The organism is Ciceribacter lividus (assembly GCF_003337715.1).
GTDB classification, from domain to species: domain Bacteria; phylum Pseudomonadota; class Alphaproteobacteria; order Rhizobiales; family Rhizobiaceae; genus Allorhizobium; species Allorhizobium lividum.
Window position 1 is genome coordinate 39,531 of record NZ_QPIX01000010.1, and the last position, 18,696, is coordinate 58,226.

Below are 18,696 nucleotides of genomic sequence, written 5' to 3' on the forward strand. Positions count from 1 at the left end.
CCCCGGTGTTCAGGCCGGGGGTTGAGATCGTCTGGAGCCTGAGCCTCTCGGCTCAGAATTCTTCCCAGTCGTCGACGGCGAGTGCCGCATTGCCACGGGTATAGGTGGCCTTCGGGGCAGGGGCCGACTGCGGGCGCGATGCCGGTCGGGTGACCGGGGCGGCACTGGCTAGCGGGCGTGATGCCGTGGTGATGGCGCGTTCCCCGGCGGCGAGCCGGAACTGGCCGATCAGTTCGCGGAGCTTGGCGGTCTCCGTGGCGAGGCTCGAGCTTGCCGCCGTCGATTGCTCGACCATGGCGGCGTTCTGCTGGGTCGTCTGGTCCATCGAATTGACGGCGGTATTGACCTCGGCAAGCCCGATCGACTGTTCCTTTGCCGCGGTGGCGATCGAATCCATGTGCTGGTTCATCTCGGTGATGAAGCCGCTGATCGCCTGCAGCGCCACGCCGGTGTCGCGCACCAGCTTCACGCCGTTTTCCACTTCGTCGGACGAGTTCTGGATGAGACCCTTGATCTCGCGGGCCGCCTGGGCGGAGCGCTGGGCGAGCTCGCGGACCTCCTGGGCGACGACGGCGAAACCCTTTCCGGCCTCACCGGCACGCGCCGCCTCGACGCCGGCGTTGAGCGCAAGCAGGTTGGTCTGGAAGGCGATCTCGTCGATGACGCCGATGATGTTGGAGATCTGCTGCGAGGACCCCTCGATGCGCCGCATCGCTTCCTCGGCGCTGGCGACGACACCCGCCGATTTCGCGGCACCCTGGTTCGCCTGGGTGGCGACGGCACGGGCGTCTTCGGTGCGGCGGGTCGAGGAGTTGACGTTGGCAGTGATCTCGTCGAGCGCGGCAGCCGTCTCCTCGAGCGAGGCGGCCTGCTGCTCCGTACGCTTCGAGAGGTTCTCCGCGGCGTTCGCCATTTCGCGGGCGCCGTTGTCCATGGTGGAAACGCTGTGCTGGATGACCTGCAGCGTCGAGGAGAGCTGCTGGACGGACTGGTTGAAGTCGCGGCGCAGTTCCTCGAAGTCGGCGGCGAAGGCCTCGTCGAGCTGGAAGGAGAGGTCGCCGGAGGCGAGCCGCTTCAGCCCGGCGGCAAGGCCCGAGGTCGCAACCCGCATGCGCTCGGCGGCTTCCGCTTCGGCGCGCTGCTGGCTGGCGATCCGGTCGAGTTCCGCCTGCCGGCGGTTTTCTTCGGCCTCAGCCTCGAGACGCTTGTTGGTGATTGCCGCCTGCCGGAAGACTTCGACGGCGCCGGCCATCTGGCCGATTTCGTCGGTGCGGCCGGCATAGGGGATCGACGCATCGGTGTCGCCGTCGGCGAGCCCGCGCATGGAACGGGTGATGCGCTGGATCGGGTTGGCGACCCCGGTGACGGTGAACAGCATCGCCGCACCGGTGATGAGCATGGCAAGGACGCTCACGGAAACAATCAGGACCTCAATGAAGTCGAATTCGGCCTTCATCTCGTTGTGCACGGCATCCGCCTGCTCGACATAGTGATCGACCATCGTGTCGATTGCCTGGTCGCTTGCGTCGCCATACTTCTGCAATTCGTCGGCGAAGGCGGCTTTGGCTTCGTCGTTCTTGTTCTCGCGGGAAAGCGCCAGCACCTTTTCGCCGTGTTGGACGTAGGCATCGAGGGTTGCCGTCACCTCGCCGATCAGCTTTTGCTCTTCGGCATCCCTGACGAATTGCTCGTTCTGCTTGCGGATCAGCTCACGCTGGAAATCCACATAGGTCTTGATGTCCTTTTCGGCCGCGGTCATGGCCTCCGGAGTGACGCTCATGATGTGCCGGGCATAGGAAAGCCGGACGTCGACCATGCCCTTGTCCATTAGTCGCACCTGGTTGATCGAAGGCAGCATCCTGTCGGCAACCTCGCTCCCGCGATCGAAAATGGTGGAAATGCCGGAGATGGCGGCGAAAGCGAGGCCGCCGGTGATGACGGCGATCGACGCCAGGCTGAGGATCAGCGAAGTCTTGACGGTGGGGCGCTTCATGGAAATTCCTTCTGAAATACGGTTCCGCGCACCGGGGAGGGCGGCATGCGGAGATGGCTGTGATCGGAAAACATGATCGGCCGGAAGCGGCTCCTGGAGGACGGCTTCCGGTAGGCGACGGCCCTGCGCGCGGCCACTTCATCTCGCCTGCCTCGCGAAATTGCGGGGCAATACTGTTCTGCAACGGAATGGTTGAGAAGCGGTTAACTGCGGTTGCATCGATAAACTAAACTGCACGCAGAAGGTTTTCCTGCGATCACTATTGCACAACCGCAACTGTTAAGTTCTGTAGCGCTGATATAGTATCTTCTGGATCAATGTCCGCTTGGAAAGAAATTCGCGATCGGGACGATATTCCGTCAGTAAACTTGGAAATACTGGAAAATGGAAAGCCGCGTTGCAGGCGAGCGCAAGCATCTCCCGTCCTGCGGACGGAAGCGCCGGGCCTGCATTCGGGTTGCGGGTATTACTCGCGGTCGAGAGGCTCGGTGCCCTGCGGCTTGCCGGCACGGTCGAGGCGGATCTTCTCGATCCGGTTTTCGGCGGCGGCCAGCAGCGTCTCGCAATGCTTCTTCAACTGTTCGCCGCGCTCGTAGATGGCAATCGACTCGTCAAGCGCCACATCGCCACGCTCCAGTCGCGCCACGATGCTCTCCAGCTCGGCGACGGCCTTCTCGAACGAATAGCCGGAAAGATCGGCCTGGGGGGCGCTTTCGGTCATGATCAACCCTTCATCAGTCTCATGATATGCATGCCCGCCGATTCGGCGAGGCCTTCGAGATCATAGCCGCCTTCGAGAAGGCTGACGACCCGGTTATGGGCGAATTTGTCCGCCACTTCCATCACCCGCCCGGTCGCCCAGTCGAAATCCTCGCCAACGAGATTGAGCTGTCCCAGCGGGTCGCGGTGGTGCGCGTCGAAGCCGGCCGAGATCAGGATGAGGTCGGGCCGGAAGCTTTCGAGTGCCGGCAGGACGCGCGCCTTGAACGCCTCGCGGAAATGCTCGCTGCCGGTGTTCGGCGACAGCGGCGCGTTGACGATGTTGCCGAAGGCGCCGGTCTCCTCCTTCTTGCCCGTGCCGGGATAGAGCGGCATCTGGTGCGTCGAGCAGAAGAGTACCGACCGGTCGTCCCAGAAGATGTCCTGCGTGCCGTTGCCGTGGTGCACGTCCCAGTCGACGATCGCCACGCGCTCGACGCCGTGATGCCGCATCGCGTGGCGGGCGGCGATGGCAATGGTGTTGAACAGGCAGAAGCCCATGGCCGTCGCCTTCTCCGCATGGTGGCCGGGCGGGCGGCAGGCGACGAAGGCATTGGTGATCTCGCGTGCCATCACCGCGTCGACGGCGGCCATTGCCCCGCCGATCGCCGTCAGCGCCGCCTGCAGGCTTTTCGGCGAGACATAGGTGTCGGTCTCCACCCGGTTGATCTCGCCCTCTTCCTCGGGGATCTGCCGCTTGATTGCGGCGAGGTGCTCTTCCGGATGCACCAGAAGCACCGCATCCTCGTTCGCCTGCGGCGCCTGCGTCCGCTGCAGCGGCGCGAAATTCGGATGTTCGAGCGCAATGTTGATCGCGCGCAGCCGGTCCGGCCGCTCCGGATGGCCGGGGGGCGTCAGGTGCTCGAGGAAAACCGGGTGCTCGTAGAGGCGTGTGGTCATGGTCGTTCCCGGGTCAGATGGTATTCTCGGCCGGTCGGCCCGAAGTAGCTTTCTCCGTCTTCGCGGGCCATTCTAGGACCGCGCGGCGCGTAGCGCCACCGCTCCGCCACCTCGATTGACGACTGTCAACAGAAGCCCGCCGTTCCCGCCGCTCCTTGTTCTTCCTCGCCGAATGAACGTATAAATGCCTTGCACATGGGAGAGGGCAGGCAGGCCATGGACGACATCGAGCGCGTCGAAGTGACGGAAACCATCGTTCCCTATCGCGACATCGATATGACGGGGCGGATGCACAATGCCGCCTATCTCGCCCATGCCGAGACCGCGCTCAGCCATTTCTGGCGCTATCGCCCGCCGCTTGAGGACGAGCCGCACTTCCAGCCGACCAAGATCGAGATCCGCCTGCACGAGCCCCTGCATCTCGACGATCGGGTGAAGCTTACCGTCCGCGTCGACAAGATCGGCATGAAGTCGGTCGGCTTCGATATCCTCGTTGAGCGCGGCGAAACGCTTGCGGCCGAGGTCGAGATCGTCTGGGCGGCGACCGGCAGGGACGACGACGAGCCGGTCACGCTGCCGGAAACCCTGCGTGACTGGCTCTACAGCTATCTCCCGTGACGAACGGCTGCGCGGTCGGCTTGCTCACGCCCCCGTCACGCGCCAGATGACGTCGCCGACATCGTCCGCGACGAGCAGTGAACCGTCGGGCCCGATGGTCACGCCGACCGGGCGGCCGTAGGAGAACTTCTCGTCCGGCGAGAGGAAGCCGGTCAGGATGTCGCGCGGCGGACCCGACGGCTTGCCGTTCTCGAAGGGCACGAAGATCACCCGGTAGCCGGAGAGCGTCGAACGGTTCCACGAGCCGTGCTGGCCGATGACCATGCCGTCCGGGAAGCCGGGCAGGGTGCCCGCCGGCAACCAGCAGAGGCCGAGCGAGGCGGTGTGGCCGCCGAGCGCATAATCGGGCCGGATGGCGGTGGCGACGAGGCTTGGCGCTTGCGGCACGCGGTCGTCGACCGTCTGGCCCCAGTAGCAATAGGGCCAGCCGTAGAAGCCGCCATCCTTCACCGAGGTCAGGTAGTCGGGCGGCGTCTCGTCGCCCAGCCCGTCGCGCTCGTTGACCACCGTCCAGAGCGCGCCGGTGGCCGGCTCGAAGGCGAGCCCGACGGGGTTGCGCAGGCCGCCTGCGAATATGCGGCTCTTCCCGGTCCTGAGGTCGATCTCGTAGATGCAGGCGCGGCCTTCCTCGGCGGCGAAACCGTGTTCGGCGATGTTGCTCAGCGAACCGACGCCGACATAGAGCTTGCTGCCGTCCGGGCTCGCGAGCACGCTGCGTGTCCAGTGGCCGGCCGGCTTGAAGTCGGCGATCTTGCGGCCCTCTGCGGCGATGCGGGTGGCACCCTCAGTATAGGGATAGGCCATCAGCCCATCGGTGTTGCCGACATAGAAGGTGCCGTCGAGCAGTGCCATGCCGAAGGGGTGGTTGAGCCCTTCCATGAAGGCGTGGCGGACCTCGGCGGTGCCGTCGCCGTCGTTGTCGCGCAGCAGCGTGATGCGGTTCGGGCTTTCGCCGACGGCCGCCGCCCGCTTCATCGTCGCATACATCGCATAGTCGAACGGGGTGCGCATGCGCCCGCCGTCGACGCCGAGCGCCTCGGAGGCGAGCACGTCGCCGTTCGGCAGCACGTAGATCCAGCGCGGGTGCTTGAGCCCCCTGGCGAAGGCGTTCACCTTCAGCCCCGACGCGGCCGTCGGTGTGTGGCCGTCGGTCCAGCCCCTGGCGGTCGGCATCTTGAGGGTGGGGATCCGCTGCGGTTTCGCTTCCGGGATGATCGGTGCGCCGCCGAGGGCCGGCTTGCCGTTACCCGCGCCGCCACGGCGCATGAGGATCATCGCGGCCCCGATCAGGGCGACGAATCGACCGAACAGTTCCAGCATGCCTGCACTCCTCTTCGAGATGTCCTGCGGCACCATAGCCGAAGCGCTGGCTGCGAGAAACTGACCAAACGCAAATTCTGTCGTCGAAACAGCGACCTTTCACTCTTCCTTGGCGAGCCGTGGCTTCACGTGGGTTTCCGACCAGACCCACAGCGCCTTCAGAAGCGGTTCGAGAGTCATGCCGAAGGGCGTCATCGAATACTCCACCTTCGGCGGCACTTCCGGATAGACCGTGCGGGCGATCACGCCGTCGGCCTCGAGCTCGCGGAGCTGGTTCGTCAGCATCCGCTGGGTGAGCCCCGGCAGCAGCCGGCCGAGTTCGTTGAAGCGCTTGGTGCCGTCCATGATGTGGAAAAGCAGGACCACCTTCCACTTGCCGCTGATGATGTCCATCGCCGCTTCCACAGGGCAGTTGCCGTAGATCTTGTGGCGCTGCTTGCGCATGTCTTTCCCTCTTCCGCGCGCACAAATGGCGCCGTAACGGCGCTATTTGTGCGTACTGGCGCAATTTTTTCGATCGGTTAAGGCTGCAGACATCAACCCCGAACCAGGAGAACGTGATGTCCGAAACCCCCGCCGAAGTCCATCCGGTGATCGATCTCGAAAAGGCGGCCCTTGCCCGCTGGTGCAACGGCGATCCTTCCGGCTTTCTCGAAATTTCCGCGCCGGAGGTCGTCTATTTCGATCCCTTCCTCGACAAACGCATGGAAGGGCTGGAAGCGCTCACCGGCTATTACGAGGCGATCCGTGGCACGGTCTTCGCGGAACGCTACGAGATGATCGAGCCGAAGGTGATCGAGATCGGCGATGCCGCGGTGCTGACCTTCCGCTTCCTCTCCTATGCCGGCAGCGAAGGCGCGCGGATGCACTGGTACTGCACCGAGGTCTATCGCCGGCAGGCCGACGGCGCATGGCGGATCGTCGCCACCCACTGGTCGCTGATTTCCGATCAGGCTTCGTCCGGCGGCTGAGAGGCCGTCGGGTAGACGGGCCGCGGGTGATCGCCCGCGGCCGCGCATATCTCAGGCGCGGTGCGGCAGCAGCGGATAGCCGACCATCACGGCGCGGCCGGCAAGCGCTGCGATCGCCGCCTTGATGAGGTCGCCGGGAATGAAGGCGAGCGAACCCATGAAGGCCTTGGAAAGGCCAAGCCCGGCGCCGAAGGCGAGATAGCCGATGCCGAAGAGATAGACGACGACGATGCCGCCGATAACCGAAGCGGCGAAGAAGCCGAGCGTCTGCGGCAGGGCGTCCATCGCCGGCTTGCCGAAGCGTTCGGCGATCTGCCCGGTCACATAGGCGCCCGGCACCCAGCCGATCAGGAAGCCGACGGTCGGGCCGGCGAAGACGGCAAGGCCGCCGCGCCCGCCGGCAAGCACCGGCAGGCCGATCGCCACCAGGATGATGACGAGAACCGGCGCGAGCGCCCCGCGCTTTGCCCCGAGGATGACGCCGGCGAGCATGACGCCGAGCGTCTGGGCCGAGATCGGCACGTTGAACGGCAACATGATCGGCGGCACCAGGCCGAGCGCCACGATGATCGCGGCAAAGAGTGCAACGAGAACGAGATCGCGGGTATTCATGGCAGCCTCCTTGGGAAATCCCCTGCTTTCCTGCTCATTGACCCCGAATTCCCCTGGCGTCAATGGCTGCGGCGATGCTGTCGGCATCCTTGAGCGTCTGGATGATCAGCGGACCGAGCAGGGTGGAGGGCCGGACGGCAAGCCCGCGGGCGGCATGCGCCTCGCGGATCGCCTGGTAGCGGGCGAGGATTTCCGGCACGAAGCGGATGACGAGGCCGACGGAAAGCCCGATGTCGGAGGCCTTGACGAGGCCCGCCCTTTCGAGCGGTCGGGCGGCGGCAGCGATCGTGTCGATGAAATCGGAAATGCCGGTCGTCGCGGTGACGGCCGCCGCCATCAGCACCAGCGCCGAGAGCCGCAGAAGCGTCAGCAGCGCGTCTTCCGCGGAATTGACGAGAAGGTTGAAGAGCGCGACGACCGCCACGGTGGCCAGGATCGGCAGCAGCGGCCGCATCGCCGCCCGGAGCGGCTGGCCGAGGCCGAAATAGGCAAGACCGGCGAGACCGAGGGCCGCTCCCGGCACCACGGGATTGCGGGTCACGAAGACGGCCGCCGCGAAGACCGCGAGCGCGCCAAGCTTGATCGCGGGCTTCAGCCGGTGCAGCCAGGTATCGCCGGCGATGTAGAGGCTCCTCATCGCAGCGCGATCTCCCGGTAGAAGCGGATCGCCTCTTGCGCCGCGCCGTCGAAGACGAGCTTCGCCCGGTCGAAGACCAGCACGCGCGGAAAATCGGCGATCAGCGAGAGATCGTGGCTGATGACGATGGCATTTTCTTCCAGCCCGCGGATCGCGGTTTCGACCAGCGCCCGGTTCTTGAGGTCGAGCTGGTTGGTCGGCTCGTCGAAGATGACGATTTCGGGCCGCATCACCATCACCGCCGCGAGGGCGGCCAATTGCACCTCTCCGCCGGAGAGTTCGTGCGGCCGGCGGTCGGCGAGTTCGGTCAGCGAGAAGCGGTCGAGCACCGCGTTGACCGCCCGGTCGAGCGCCTCGCCCTTCACCCCGCGGCTCTTCGGCCCGAAGGCGATGTCGTCGCGGATGATCGGCAGGATGATCTGGTTTGCCGGGTTCTGGAAGATGAAGCCGACACGGGCGAGAACCGCCTTCGCGTCATCGACCGTGTCCAGGCCGTCGACGGTGACCTTGCCGGCACTCGGCTTGACGAGCCCGTTGATCAGCCGCGCGAAGGTGGTCTTGCCGGAGCCGTTGAGCCCGATCACGCCGATGCGGCGCTCGCTGAGCGAAAGGCTGAGCGGCTCGAGCGCCACGCGGGCGCCGTAACGCACTTCGGCCCGGTCGAATGTGATCTGCAATGCTCGGGTCCCCGTCCTTGGTCCGCGCTCTCTATAGACCGGCGGGACGGCGAGGGGAATATGCGCCGGCACGGTCGGGCGGCGTCGCCCATCCGCCGCCGCGACCGTTCTCGCTGCCCCTCATCCGGCTGCCGCCACCTTCTCCCCGTGAAAGACGGGGAGAAGGAGACAAGCGGCACCGCCGGGCACGTCCCCTCTCCCCGCGAGCGGGGAGAGGGTTAGGGTGAGGGGCAATTTCCCCGCCATACAGGGAGAGGGCCAGGGTGAGGGGCAATTTCAATCCAGAACCAGATGGAACACACACGGCCCAACTCGATCCACCCATTGAACATACCAAGAACATTCGCTAGCCTGCCGTGCATGGCGATTCCGATCAGCAACCGGCAGGCACGGCGTATCTTTCTCGAACGGCAGGGGCTTTCGCGGCCGCCGAACCGCATGCTCGGCAAGGACGGGCTCTGCGCGCTGATCCACGACCTCGGCTTCGTCCAGGTCGACAGCATCGCGACGGTGGAGCGCGCCCATCACCAGATCCTGTTTTCCCGCAACCAGACCTACCGGCCGGAACACCTGACAGCACTTCTCGAAAAGGACCGCGCGCTCTTCGAGCACTGGACGCACGACGCCTCGATCATTCCCTCCGCCTTCTTTCCCTGCTGGAAGCACCGGTTCACCCGCCGCGAGGGCCATATCCGCGAGAACTGGCGCAAGTGGCAGGGGGAGGGCTTCGACCGGGCCTTCGAGGAGACCTACGAGCGCATCCGCGAGACCGGCCCGGTCATGGCCCGCGACGTGAAGGCCGAGGACCACAAGTCCGGCGGCTGGTGGAACTGGCACCCGTCGAAGACGGCGCTCGAATTCCTCTGGCACACCGGCAAGCTTGCGATTTCAGCGCGGGAGAATTTCCAGAAGGTCTACGATCTCGCCGAGCGGGTGATCCCCTCCGAGCACTTTTCCGCCGAGGTCGACCACGACGCCTTCATCGACTGGGCCTGCCGCGGCGCGCTGACGCGGCTCGGCTTCGCCACCCATGGCGAGATCGCCGCCTTCTTCGACCTCGTCACCCCGCAGGAGGCGAAGGCCTGGGTGGAGCGCCACCGCGACGAACTCGAGGAAGTCTCGCTCGAAACGGTCGACGGCAAGCCGCGCGCCTCCTGCGCCCTTGCGGAAAGCCTGCCCACACTCCTCGACCCGCCGGAGCCGCCGGCCCGCATCCGCACCTTGAGCCCCTTCGACCCGCTGATCCGCGACCGCAACCGCACCGAACGCCTCTTCGGCTTCGTCTACCGCATCGAGATCTTCGTGCCCGAACCGAAGCGCGAATACGGCTACTACGTCTTCCCGTTGCTCGAAGGCGACCGCCTCGTCGGCCGCATCGACATGAAGGCGGACCGCAAGACGGGCGTGCTGGCAGTCCGGCGCCTCTGGTGGGAGCCGGGCGTGAAAGCCTCGTCCGGCAGGATGGAAAGGCTGGAGGCCGAGCTTTCCCGGATCGCCAAATTCGCCGGCGTGGAGAAGGTGGAGTATGGCGAGGGATGGACGGGGTGAGGGGGCGGCAGGGCGTTGAGGTTCTGTCCGTTATTGATGCTGTCCGACGTGATATAAAACCCAACTGCTCGTTCCCCGCCTAATACCCCTTATGCTGTGGCAGAGGCCGGACCAGAAGACCGCATGCAATGCTGGATGAACGGTCTGGGCGTCCCACATCGACCCTACCTATGGCGCAATGCGTCCACGAAGGATGTCAAATACCTTCCCGCGAAAATTTTCAGTTTCCGTGAGCCCGCTCCCGACCGCTTACCTAAGCCTGCGCTTCAGGTCAGATACGGAAGAGGCGCCAAGGTGCAACATAGCGTGGCAATTGGGGCATACTGGAACAAGGTCTTTCACTGGATCGACCTCGTATTCGTCGCCGATCGACGCCAATGGCACGACGTGATGCACATGAATGAAGCCTGTGCCGATCTCGCCATAGCGGCTTCCAAAGTCTAGTCCGCAAACCTTGCAGTCGGTTCCATGGAAATCAATGCAAGCTTGCCTAGCTTTTCGATCTCGTTCGTACGCATTGACTTTGATTTGCTTTAGTGCGCCCTCGATGTAGGTTTGCGCGGGTGCCTCAACTGCATCTTCGCCATAGGGATAATCAACTCCAGACACGCGATAGATACCGTGATCAACGCGTTTAAACTTGGCTGCATAACGCGACGGATCAAACCCCGCTGCCTCCGGGCAGTAGTTTTCAATGATGCGCTGGATTGTCATGCGAAATGAACGTTCGTTCTGGTACTGCTCGGGTATGCGGCCACCGCAGAACTGTTGAAGCACCGCGTTCTGAATTTCGATAGCGCGTGCTTGTCCTCCTAGTTCAATAAGCACAGTCTCAATATCGTCGACATTTGCGATGTATCGCATCTGACCTCCACAGCAGTAATTTCGATGAAAATCCGGATGGCATATTAAAGACACTCACATGCCGTGGGTACTACGAACCCAATTCGACGGTGGATAACTATGCGGCTTTCACGACGCGGGTTGCAACCATAAGTTATTTGGTGGACTATTTTCTTGAGCACTGAATTGCGAGCATCACAATGGCGTCTTTTTCAAATCCTCTTCTCTTTTCAACTCATTTTGGTGTCGCCGCTGTAGAGCTTGAGAAAGCGGGGCTTATCGACCCGTTTCTGACGGTAGACACACAGCTGTTTGTCGACCCTATCCTACTCGATAAATCGGCGAATAGGATTATACGAGAAGAGGGATACGAGGCCTTTAGAAAGCACTTCGAGAATGTGATACGGCTGCTTGCTATATCCAAGCGAGAAGGTGATGCCGCTTGGAAGGCCGCCCAACAGTTATTCAGTCTTCGTGAAGCGCCCGCTAACGGATTGGGTTACGGTAAGAGCGACCGTCCGGGCACTTCGCGTCCAGATGAAATTCGTGACGCCATCCTTCGCACAGCGAAAGAGGTTGTGGAGCTTGGCTCTCAAGACCCTGAAATGATATCGCTAATGGGCTTCTTCGAAGAGCAAGTAGGGCCTGATACCATCAGCGACCTAACGTCCAGGGTGATAGAGCCTCAACTCGCGCAAATTACATCCGATTTCTGCAGACCTCTCGGTATCGCCCTAAAGACATCTGAGGCTACTCCTCTCATTCCACTGCCGCACTATATGCCCACAAGCGGAAAAGAACGGGCGATTGTACTCGTTCCGAGCGACATCGTTCGCGAGCTACCAGTTGCAAACGACTGGTCGGATATAGATGCTGCCATTAACGCTAACGCAGCCATCAGGTCGAGGGTAAATCATCTGCTGGCCAGCATAGCGCGTCCGACAGTAGCTGATAGAAAAGAAGCAATTAGGGAGGCAGCTTTACAGTCAAAGCAGCTATTTGAGGCTTTCATTGCCGCCGTCAAGGATACGGCAACGTATTATGATCCAAATAGCGACGCGCTCGGATACTATAAGCTTAAGGAAATTCTTAGAATTGAAGAGGAGAATTTTAAGTCAGTTACTAATTACGAAATTCAAAAAGGAATTGAGCATATTAAGAGAGTTGTGTCTGATACGTTGGATATGTTTAAACATCATGTGGAGAAAGGAAATCTTTGGGAGGCGCTTTGGATTGATGGGAAGCCCAAGAAGGAACGTGCGGCCCAACTTATATACTATGCGATCACAGATTGCTTTTGCAGAGCAAACAACATCGACATATCGCCTGAAGCGAACATGGGCGGTGGCCCAATCGATTTTAAGTATTCCAAGGGTTACAACGCTAGGGTTCTTGTTGAAATGAAGCGGTCTTCGGGGACCGTCGTGCATGGGTATGAAAAACAGCTTGAGATTTACAAAGATTCATCACGAACGAACCACGGGGTGTTTGTCGTGCTCGACTACGGCGATCTGGGCGAGAAACTTACCACTATTCAGACCATTCGGAACGAGAGACTGAAGCGAGGGGAGCCTGCTTCTGATATTGTTGTAATTGATGCCACCCAAAAAATCTCCGCGAGTAAGAGAAAGTAACTCCGGCATTGATGGGCGTGCCTCTCTATTCCCTCCCGTTTGCAAAGGCGTGCTGGCTACGCGTTACCGGGACCGCGAGCCTCGCCCCCTCACACAATCTCCGTCCCGCTGATCCGGATGCCGAACCCTTCGAGCCCGACATAATGCCGTTCGCGTGAGGCGAAGAGGCGGATGGAGGTGACGCCGAGGTCTTTGAGGATCTGCGCGCCGAGGCCGATTTCCAGCCATTCGCTTTCGCGGGCCTGCGCCTGTTCGTGCGCCTCGCGCTCGTGGTGGCCGGCGCGCGCGGTGGTCGAGACGCCGACGCCGACGGAGCCTTCGCGCAGGTAGACGATGACGCCGCGGCCCTTCTCGGCGATCTTCTTCATGATGTCGTCGATCTGGCGGCCCTTGCCGAACACGTCCTGGCCGACATGTTCGAGATGCAGGCGCACCGGAATGTCGACGCCGTCGCGGATGTCGCCGAAGACGACGGCGAGATGCTGCATCGGGTCCCAGGGCAGCGAATAGGCATGCGCTTTCGCCGGGCCGTAGGGCGTCTCGATGGCGAAGCTCGAGGCGAGCTGGATCAGCGTCTCCTTGCGCTGGCGGTAGGCGATGAGGTCGGCGACGGAGAGCAGCTTCAGCCCGTGTTCGGCGGCGAAGCTTGCGACCTGCGGGCCGCGCTTCACCGTGCCGTCGTCGTTGACGAGCTCGGAGATCACGCCGATCTGCGGCAGACCGGCGAGCTTGCAGAGGTCGACGGCGGCTTCGGTATGGCCCGAGCGCATCAGCACGCCACCTTCGCGGGCGACCAGCGGGAAGATGTGGCCGGGGCGGACGAAATCGGCGGCGCCGACATTCGGATTGGCGAGGTTGCGCACGGTGAGCGTGCGGTCGTCGGCGGAAATGCCGGTCGTGGTGCCGTGCTTGAAGTCGACCGAGACGGTGAAGGCCGTCGTATGCGCGCTGTCGTTTTCGGCGACCATGGCGCTGAGGTTGAGGCGTTTGGCCTCCTCGCGCGGCATCGGGGCGCAGACGATGCCGGAGGTGTGGCGCACGATGAAGGCCATCTTCTCGGCCGTGCAGTGGACCGCGGCGACGATCAGGTCTCCCTCGTTCTCCCGGTCGTCGTCGTCGACGACCACGACGATCTCGCCCGCCTCGAAGGCGCGGATGGCATCGACGACGCGGCTCTGGTCATAGCTCATGGAAAATCCTCACTTCAGCCGGCCGGTCTGGCCGCGATCTCGCAAGTAATGATCGGCGATGATGCATGCCAGCATCGCCTCGCCGACGGGAACGGCCCGGATTCCGACGCAGGGGTCGTGGCGGCCCTTGGTGCGCACGTCGACATTGTTGCCGTCGGCATCGATGGACTTGCGTTCGGTCAGGATCGAGGAGGTCGGCTTGATGGCGAAGCGCGCGACCACCGGCTCGCCGGTCGAAATGCCGCCGAGGATGCCGCCGGCGTGGTTCGACAGGAAGAGCGGCTTGCCGTCATTGCCCATGCGCATCTCGTCGGCATTTTCCTCGCCGGTGATCTCGGCGGCGCCGAAGCCGTTGCCGATCTCGACGCCCTTGACCGCGTTGATCGACATCAGGCCGCTCGCGATGTCCTGGTCGAGCTTGCCGTAGATCGGTGCGCCGAGCCCGGCCGGTACGCCCTCGGCGACGAGTTCGATCACCGCGCCGACCGAGGAGCCGGCCTTGCGGATGCCGTCGAGATAGTCTTCCCAGACCGGAACGATCGCGGGATCGGGTGCGAAGAACGGGTTTTCGCCGACCTGCGCCCAGTCCCAGTTGTCGCGGTTGATCCTGTGCTTGCCGATCTGCACCAGCGCGCCGCGGATGGTGACGCCGGGGATGACGAGGCGGGCGATGCCGCCGGCGGCGACACGGGCGGCCGTCTCGCGCGCCGAGGAGCGCCCGCCGCCGCGATAGTCGCGGATGCCGTATTTGACGTCATAGGTGTAGTCGGCGTGCCCGGGGCGGTATTGCCGGGCGATCTCGCCGTAGTCCTTCGAGCGCTGGTCGGTGTTCTCGATCATCAGCGAAATCGGCGTGCCGGTGGTGACGAAGGAGCCGTCCTCCTGCGGCATCACGCCGGAGAGCACCTTGACCAGGTCCTCCTCGCGCCGCTGCGTCACGAAACGCGACTGGCCGGGCTTGCGCTTGTCGAGAAAGGACTGCAGGTCCTCCTGCCGGAAACGGAGGCCGGGCGGGCAGCCGTCGACGACGGCGCCGAGTGCCGGCCCGTGGCTTTCGCCCCAGGTGGTGACGCGGAACAGGTGACCGAAGGTGTTGTGCGACATGTCTCAAAGGTCCGGAACTTGGGCGGCCGGGCCGCCTTCTCGTATCGGGGCACACACATAGTGGAAAACCGCCGGGAGAGGAAAGGCTTTCTTTCCGGGCAGGTCCCGGCGGAGGGCGATTGCCGTCATGCCTTCAGCGCGGTTGTCACGCCTGCGCGGCGGGCGGCGAAGCGGGCGAAGTCGGCGAAGGGAAGGGGCTTCGCAAAGGCGTAGCCCTGCAGTTCGTCGCATCCGAGTGTTCGCAGGAGCTCGGCATGCGCCGGCGTTTCAACCCCTTCGGCGATCGTCTCCACACCGAGCGAGCGGGCGATCTCGATGATCGAGCGCACCAGCGCGCGCTCCTGCGGCGAGGTGAGGATCGGCATGACGAGCTGCCGGTCGATCTTGAGCCGCTTTGGCTTCAGGCGCAGCAGGCTGACGATCGAGGTATGGCCGGTGCCGAAGTCGTCGATCTCGACGTCGATGCCGAGCGCCTTGATGTCGGCGAGGTTGGCGCTCGCCGGATCGTCGCTGTCGTCGAGGAAGATCGATTCGACGAGTTCGAAGGCGACCTCGCCCGGGCGGATGCTGAGGCCGCGAAGCTGGTCCACCAGTGCCGGATCGTGCAGCCGCCGCGAGGAGACGTTGACCGAGATCCGCGGCAGGTCGATGCCCTCGGCCATCCAGCGCATCTTGTCGCGCAGCGCCGTTTCGAGCACCAGCTGGTCGATGCGCGCGACAACGTTGAGCTCCTCGGCGAGCCGCAGGAACCGCCCCGAGGCAAGGATGCCCTGGTCGGGATGGTTCCAGCGCACCAGCGCCTCCGCCCCCGTCAGCCGCATCGTCGTCGCATCGAATTGCGGCTGGTACCAGACGGTGAATTCGTCGCGTTCGAGGCCGGCGAGGATATCGTCGGCGAGCCTCTTTCGCGTCACGATGTTCGCCTGCAGCGCCTGGGAGAAGAATTCGTAGCCGTTTCGCCCCTTTTCCTTGGCCTGGTAGAGGGCGATGTCGGCGTTGATCAGCACCTTGCGCGGGTCGGAGCCGATCCCCTGCGAGCGGGCGATGCCGATCGACACGCCGCAGCGGCAGGAGAAGCCCTCGAAGTCGACGGGCCGGCCCATCTCCTCGATGATCCGCTCGCTGAGCAGGCAGAGCGCCTCCGTGGTCACAGGACGGGTGATCAGGATCACGAACTCGTCGCCGCCGATGCGCGCCACCAGGTCGTCCTTCTCGACGGCCCGCGACAGGATCTCGGCGGTGTGCGTGAGAACCGCGTCGCCGGCGGCGTGGCCGAGCGTGTCGTTGATCTCCTTGAACCGGTCGAGGTCGAGATGCAGGATCGTAAAACGCGTCCCGCTCGCCGGGCCAGCGCGCCCGAGCCGGTCGAGTTCCTCGTCGAGCTTGCGGCGGTTGGCGAGCGCTGTCAGCGGATCGTGAAGGGCGTTGAATTCGATCCGGGTCTTGGCGAGTTCGAGTTCGATGTTGCGGGCGTCGGCCTCCGCCTTTGCCGCCCGCAGCTCTTCGGCGAGAAGCGCGTCGGCGGTGACGTCGAAGGCGATGCCGATGATCTTTTCCTTGCCGTCCTTGCCGACATGCAGCTGGCCGACGGAGCGCACATAACGCGGCTCGCCGTTCGGCAACAGGATCTGCTGCAGCGTGTTGATCGTCGTTGCGGTTTCGAGTGCCTTGTTGGTGGCGGCGAGGACCCGCTCGCGGCAGTCGGGGTGCAGGCAGGAGAGCCAGCCGTGCTGGTCGAGGCGCCGCGGACTGTAGGGAATGCCGTAGAGCTGGTGCATCCGCTCGTCCCACAGTGCCGTCGCGGACACGGGATCGGCCTCCCAGATGCCGCAATTGTAGGAGGCGAGCGCAAGGTCGAACTTGTGTGAAAGCTCCGAAAGCTCCTGCTCGCGGCTCGACAGTTCATCGAGCGCCAGTTCGAGTTCGGCGTTCTTGATGTCGCTCGTCTGCTTGGCGTCGCGTAGCGTCTGCGTCATCCGCGCGTCGGCGGTGACGTCGAGGACGACGCCGATCAGCCTGCTCTCGCCCTCTTCGCCGACCGAATGGGCACCGACTGATCGAAGGTGGCGGACGGTGCCGTCGGGAAGCACGACCCGGTAGGTCATGTCGGCGGTTTCCGCGACCGCGATACAGCTGTAGGCGAAGGCCTGTGCCTCGATCCTCTCGCGGTCTTCCGGGTGGATCGATGCGGTCCAGTCGCCGATCCGGTCCTCGTCGTCCCCGAAGCTGGGCGCGCGTCCGTGGAGGGCCGCGCTCCGGTCGTCCCAGAGAAGCACGTGGCCGTCGAGCTTCACCTCCCAGATGCCGATGTCGGCCGAGTCCATCGCAAGACTGAGGCGTTGCGACAGTTCGAGCAGCTTCTTCTCTCGCCGCTTGAGTTCGGCAACATAGCGGTTGCGATCGCGAAACAGGATACCGGTGACGACGGCGGGAATCATGATCGCCGCGCCGGCGAGGAAGATCGCCAGGCGGATCGTGATGCGGTTCTCCGGAGACGTGTTCCAGCCGCCCTGCGGCGCGGCAACAATTTCGAAGGCTCCGCCGCCCGGCAGGTCCAGCCGCGACACCGAAGGAGCCGCATCGGTGGCGAAGACCGGGCCGAGATCGAGGGGGGCGGCGTCCGGTGCCACATGTCGCACCGACCATTGCAGGTCGGCAAGCGGGAGAGGCCTCGCCTCCGGCATGCTTCCATCCGGAAGCAGAAGCCCGCTCGCCTGCAGAAGCCCCCGGGTTTCGAGCGTCATGGCGACGAAGCCGCCGCCGGTCGCGCCGGCCTGCCCGACGGGTACGGTGAGCCGGAAGGTGCCGCTTCCGATCCGGAGAAGCCGTCCCCCTTCGGGAGAGCCTGGCAAAGTGGCCGGCGCGGCTACCGGCGCATTGGCGCGGGAATAGAGCGTCTCAGCGGGAGCAGCGGCGTTCGCCGCGTACTCAAACGAGCGGATATGGTCCTTGCCGCGGCCGAGGATCGCTGCCGCCGTGCGAAGCTGGGCGGGATCGGGATCGATGGCGGCTTCCAATGCGAGATGGCGGACCGTCGCGAAATCGGCGGAGATTTCGGTCTGGAGCGCAAAGCGGATGACCTGCATTCCGTCACGCACGTGCTGCTCCAGAGCGGTCCGGTGGGCCGTCGTATAGCGCTGGTCGGCAAGGACTCCTGCTGCGGCGATGACGCAGGCCAGCATGCCGGAGCCGAGCAGGAACGAGCCGGCACTTTGTGTCCGCGCCCTGCGCCATCCGGGGGTGTGGCTCGGCAAGTCCAAGTTTCGACGTCTCCTTCGTCCGAATGCGGGGCCGCGATGGTCCTCCCGGCGTCCGCGTTCGTCCTGCGGTCGCGTGCGGTCGAGGATGGCGGGCAGCGGCACGGATACTACGCGTGCGCGGGTTAATTTAGGATTTCGGACTGGGAAATGGTCGGAAGGATAGCGTCCGCTCGCAGGGTGACCGCCGAAAACTGTTGCCCGTCCACCGGTCTCTTTCACGGGTGCTTGATCGCGGCCGTGTTCCCGTGCCAACAATCGCATGGAAATGTCATTTTTGCGGGCAACTTCTGCCACATTCGGGAGGCTTACTTTTGTTCAATGTTTTTAATGCACTAATAGCGGCAAAGGTTTTCCGGATGCGTTTCGTCATGGCAGTCCTGCTCGGCACCGCGAGCTTCTTGTCCCCGCTGAGCGCGCTCGCGGGCAGCAATGACGTCGAGGCGACGATCCGTTCCCTCAATGCCGACCAGCTCACGATGACGCTGGACGACGGGAAGACTTATGTCCTGCCGCAGGAATTCAACTTCGAGGGTCTGGAAAACGGCGTCAAGGTGATCGTGTTCTTCACCGAGGTCGACGGCAAGCGCATCGTCGACGATCTCCAGGTCGTCGGCGAATAAGCCCGGCCGA

At 63.7% G+C, this 18,696-nt stretch carries 17 protein-coding genes; 5 read left to right on the plus strand and 12 right to left on the minus strand.

The genetic code is table 11. The features are described from left to right. Window positions 1-52 precede the first annotated feature (52 nt). From DFR48_RS16965 to DFR48_RS16975, 3 genes are all read right to left on the minus strand, one after another. On the minus strand, window positions 53-1,993 hold the full coding sequence (locus DFR48_RS16965) for a HAMP domain-containing methyl-accepting chemotaxis protein (protein ID WP_114364405.1): 1,941 nt from the start codon (window positions 1,991-1,993) through the stop codon (window positions 53-55). Between the two features lie 466 nt (window positions 1,994-2,459). Further along, entirely contained in the window at window positions 2,460-2,714 is a 255-nt protein-coding gene (locus DFR48_RS16970) for an exodeoxyribonuclease VII small subunit (protein ID WP_112691572.1), read from the minus strand. A 2-nt stretch (window positions 2,715-2,716) separates the two neighbouring features. Next, window positions 2,717-3,652 (minus strand): histone deacetylase family protein, encoded by a 936-nt coding sequence (locus tag DFR48_RS16975; protein WP_114364406.1) that lies wholly within the window; start codon window positions 3,650-3,652, stop codon window positions 2,717-2,719. Window positions 3,653-3,868: 216 nt separating this feature from the next. Here DFR48_RS16975 and DFR48_RS16980 point away from each other — a divergent pair, with 216 nt between their 5' ends. Beyond that, a complete protein-coding gene (locus tag DFR48_RS16980; protein ID WP_114364407.1) occupies window positions 3,869-4,270 on the plus strand; it encodes an acyl-CoA thioesterase in 402 nt (133 codons plus the stop codon). A 24-nt stretch (window positions 4,271-4,294) separates the two neighbouring features. On the opposite strand, the gene DFR48_RS16985 is transcribed toward DFR48_RS16980, so the two are convergent. Beyond that, the gene (locus DFR48_RS16985) at window positions 4,295-5,626 is read right to left on the minus strand and encodes a PQQ-dependent sugar dehydrogenase (RefSeq protein WP_114364408.1); all 1,332 of its coding nucleotides are present in this window, start codon (window positions 5,624-5,626) and stop codon (window positions 4,295-4,297) included. 63 nt (window positions 5,627-5,689) lie between these two features. After that, window positions 5,690-6,034 (minus strand): winged helix-turn-helix transcriptional regulator, encoded by a 345-nt coding sequence (locus DFR48_RS16990; protein WP_114364409.1) that lies wholly within the window; start codon window positions 6,032-6,034, stop codon window positions 5,690-5,692. A gap of 116 nt (window positions 6,035-6,150) precedes the next feature. Here DFR48_RS16990 and DFR48_RS16995 point away from each other — a divergent pair, with 116 nt between their 5' ends. Beyond that, window positions 6,151-6,561 (plus strand): YybH family protein, encoded by a 411-nt coding sequence (locus tag DFR48_RS16995; RefSeq protein ID WP_114364410.1) that lies wholly within the window; start codon window positions 6,151-6,153, stop codon window positions 6,559-6,561. Window positions 6,562-6,612: 51 nt separating this feature from the next. Here DFR48_RS16995 and DFR48_RS17000 read toward each other — a convergent pair whose 3' ends face one another. The 3 genes from DFR48_RS17000 to DFR48_RS17010 are packed head-to-tail and all read right to left on the minus strand — an operon-like array spanning window position 6,613 to window position 8,487. Continuing rightward, window positions 6,613-7,173: a biotin transporter BioY gene (locus DFR48_RS17000; protein WP_114364411.1), complete on the minus strand. Its 561-nt coding sequence runs from the start codon at window positions 7,171-7,173 to the stop codon at window positions 6,613-6,615. A 34-nt stretch (window positions 7,174-7,207) separates the two neighbouring features. Then, the gene (locus tag DFR48_RS17005) at window positions 7,208-7,810 is read right to left on the minus strand and encodes a CbiQ family ECF transporter T component (RefSeq protein WP_114364412.1); all 603 of its coding nucleotides are present in this window, start codon (window positions 7,808-7,810) and stop codon (window positions 7,208-7,210) included. Further along, window positions 7,807-8,487 carry an energy-coupling factor ABC transporter ATP-binding protein gene (locus DFR48_RS17010; RefSeq protein WP_114364413.1) on the minus strand — a complete coding sequence of 227 codons (681 nt, stop codon included), beginning with the start codon at window positions 8,485-8,487 and terminating at the stop codon, window positions 7,807-7,809. Before DFR48_RS17010 ends, DFR48_RS17005 begins: the two co-directional genes overlap by 4 nt. A gap of 360 nt (window positions 8,488-8,847) precedes the next feature. Here DFR48_RS17010 and DFR48_RS17015 point away from each other — a divergent pair, with 360 nt between their 5' ends. Next, window positions 8,848-10,035, plus strand: a complete 1,188-nt coding sequence (locus DFR48_RS17015; RefSeq protein WP_114364414.1) for a winged helix-turn-helix domain-containing protein — start codon at window positions 8,848-8,850, stop codon at window positions 10,033-10,035. Between the two features lie 249 nt (window positions 10,036-10,284). On the opposite strand, the gene DFR48_RS17020 is transcribed toward DFR48_RS17015, so the two are convergent. Next, window positions 10,285-10,899 carry an HNH endonuclease gene (locus DFR48_RS17020; protein ID WP_114364415.1) on the minus strand — a complete coding sequence of 205 codons (615 nt, stop codon included), beginning with the start codon at window positions 10,897-10,899 and terminating at the stop codon, window positions 10,285-10,287. 179 nt (window positions 10,900-11,078) lie between these two features. Here DFR48_RS17020 and DFR48_RS17025 point away from each other — a divergent pair, with 179 nt between their 5' ends. Beyond that, window positions 11,079-12,512: a hypothetical protein gene (locus tag DFR48_RS17025; protein ID WP_114364416.1), complete on the plus strand. Its 1,434-nt coding sequence runs from the start codon at window positions 11,079-11,081 to the stop codon at window positions 12,510-12,512. Between the two features lie 89 nt (window positions 12,513-12,601). On the opposite strand, the gene ribB is transcribed toward DFR48_RS17025, so the two are convergent. The 3 genes from ribB to DFR48_RS17040 all read right to left on the minus strand — a co-directional run bounded on the left by ribB (window position 12,602) and on the right by DFR48_RS17040 (window position 18,066). Next, on the minus strand, window positions 12,602-13,702 hold the full coding sequence (gene ribB, locus DFR48_RS17030; protein WP_114364417.1) for a 3,4-dihydroxy-2-butanone-4-phosphate synthase: 1,101 nt from the start codon (window positions 13,700-13,702) through the stop codon (window positions 12,602-12,604). 9 nt (window positions 13,703-13,711) lie between these two features. Continuing rightward, window positions 13,712-14,806, minus strand: coding sequence for a chorismate synthase (aroC, locus tag DFR48_RS17035; protein ID WP_114364418.1), 1,095 nt, complete (start codon window positions 14,804-14,806; stop codon window positions 13,712-13,714). Between the two features lie 125 nt (window positions 14,807-14,931). Next, entirely contained in the window at window positions 14,932-18,066 is a 3,135-nt protein-coding gene (locus DFR48_RS17040) for a sensor domain-containing protein (protein ID WP_245415640.1), read from the minus strand. Window positions 18,067-18,422: 356 nt separating this feature from the next. On the opposite strand from DFR48_RS17040, the gene DFR48_RS17045 reads away from it, so the two are divergent. Beyond that, window positions 18,423-18,686, plus strand: a complete 264-nt coding sequence (locus DFR48_RS17045; protein WP_114364419.1) for a DUF1344 domain-containing protein — start codon at window positions 18,423-18,425, stop codon at window positions 18,684-18,686. Window positions 18,687-18,696: the final 10 nt, after the last annotated feature.

Bases quoted from the DNA above. Each gene is read 5' to 3' on its own strand.
- DFR48_RS16965 (WP_114364405.1), bottom strand. From the start codon at position 1,993: ATGAAGCGCCCCACCGTCAAGACTTCGCTGATCCTCAGCCTGGCGTCG.
- DFR48_RS16970 (WP_112691572.1), bottom strand. From the start codon at position 2,714: ATGACCGAAAGCGCCCCCCAGGCCGATCTTTCCGGCTATTCGTTCGAG.
- DFR48_RS16975 (WP_114364406.1), bottom strand. From the start codon at position 3,652: ATGACCACACGCCTCTACGAGCACCCGGTTTTCCTCGAGCACCTGACG.
- DFR48_RS16980 (WP_114364407.1), top strand. From the start codon at position 3,869: ATGGACGACATCGAGCGCGTCGAAGTGACGGAAACCATCGTTCCCTAT.
- DFR48_RS16985 (WP_114364408.1), bottom strand. From the start codon at position 5,626: ATGGTGCCGCAGGACATCTCGAAGAGGAGTGCAGGCATGCTGGAACTG.
- DFR48_RS16990 (WP_114364409.1), bottom strand. From the start codon at position 6,034: ATGCGCAAGCAGCGCCACAAGATCTACGGCAACTGCCCTGTGGAAGCG.
- DFR48_RS16995 (WP_114364410.1), top strand. From the start codon at position 6,151: ATGTCCGAAACCCCCGCCGAAGTCCATCCGGTGATCGATCTCGAAAAG.
- DFR48_RS17000 (WP_114364411.1), bottom strand. From the start codon at position 7,173: ATGAATACCCGCGATCTCGTTCTCGTTGCACTCTTTGCCGCGATCATC.
- DFR48_RS17005 (WP_114364412.1), bottom strand. From the start codon at position 7,810: ATGAGGAGCCTCTACATCGCCGGCGATACCTGGCTGCACCGGCTGAAG.
- DFR48_RS17015 (WP_114364414.1), top strand. From the start codon at position 8,848: ATGGCGATTCCGATCAGCAACCGGCAGGCACGGCGTATCTTTCTCGAA.
- DFR48_RS17020 (WP_114364415.1), bottom strand. From the start codon at position 10,899: ATGCGATACATCGCAAATGTCGACGATATTGAGACTGTGCTTATTGAA.
- DFR48_RS17025 (WP_114364416.1), top strand. From the start codon at position 11,079: ATGGCGTCTTTTTCAAATCCTCTTCTCTTTTCAACTCATTTTGGTGTC.
- ribB (WP_114364417.1), bottom strand. From the start codon at position 13,702: ATGAGCTATGACCAGAGCCGCGTCGTCGATGCCATCCGCGCCTTCGAG.
- aroC (WP_114364418.1), bottom strand. From the start codon at position 14,806: ATGTCGCACAACACCTTCGGTCACCTGTTCCGCGTCACCACCTGGGGC.
- DFR48_RS17045 (WP_114364419.1), top strand. From the start codon at position 18,423: ATGCGTTTCGTCATGGCAGTCCTGCTCGGCACCGCGAGCTTCTTGTCC.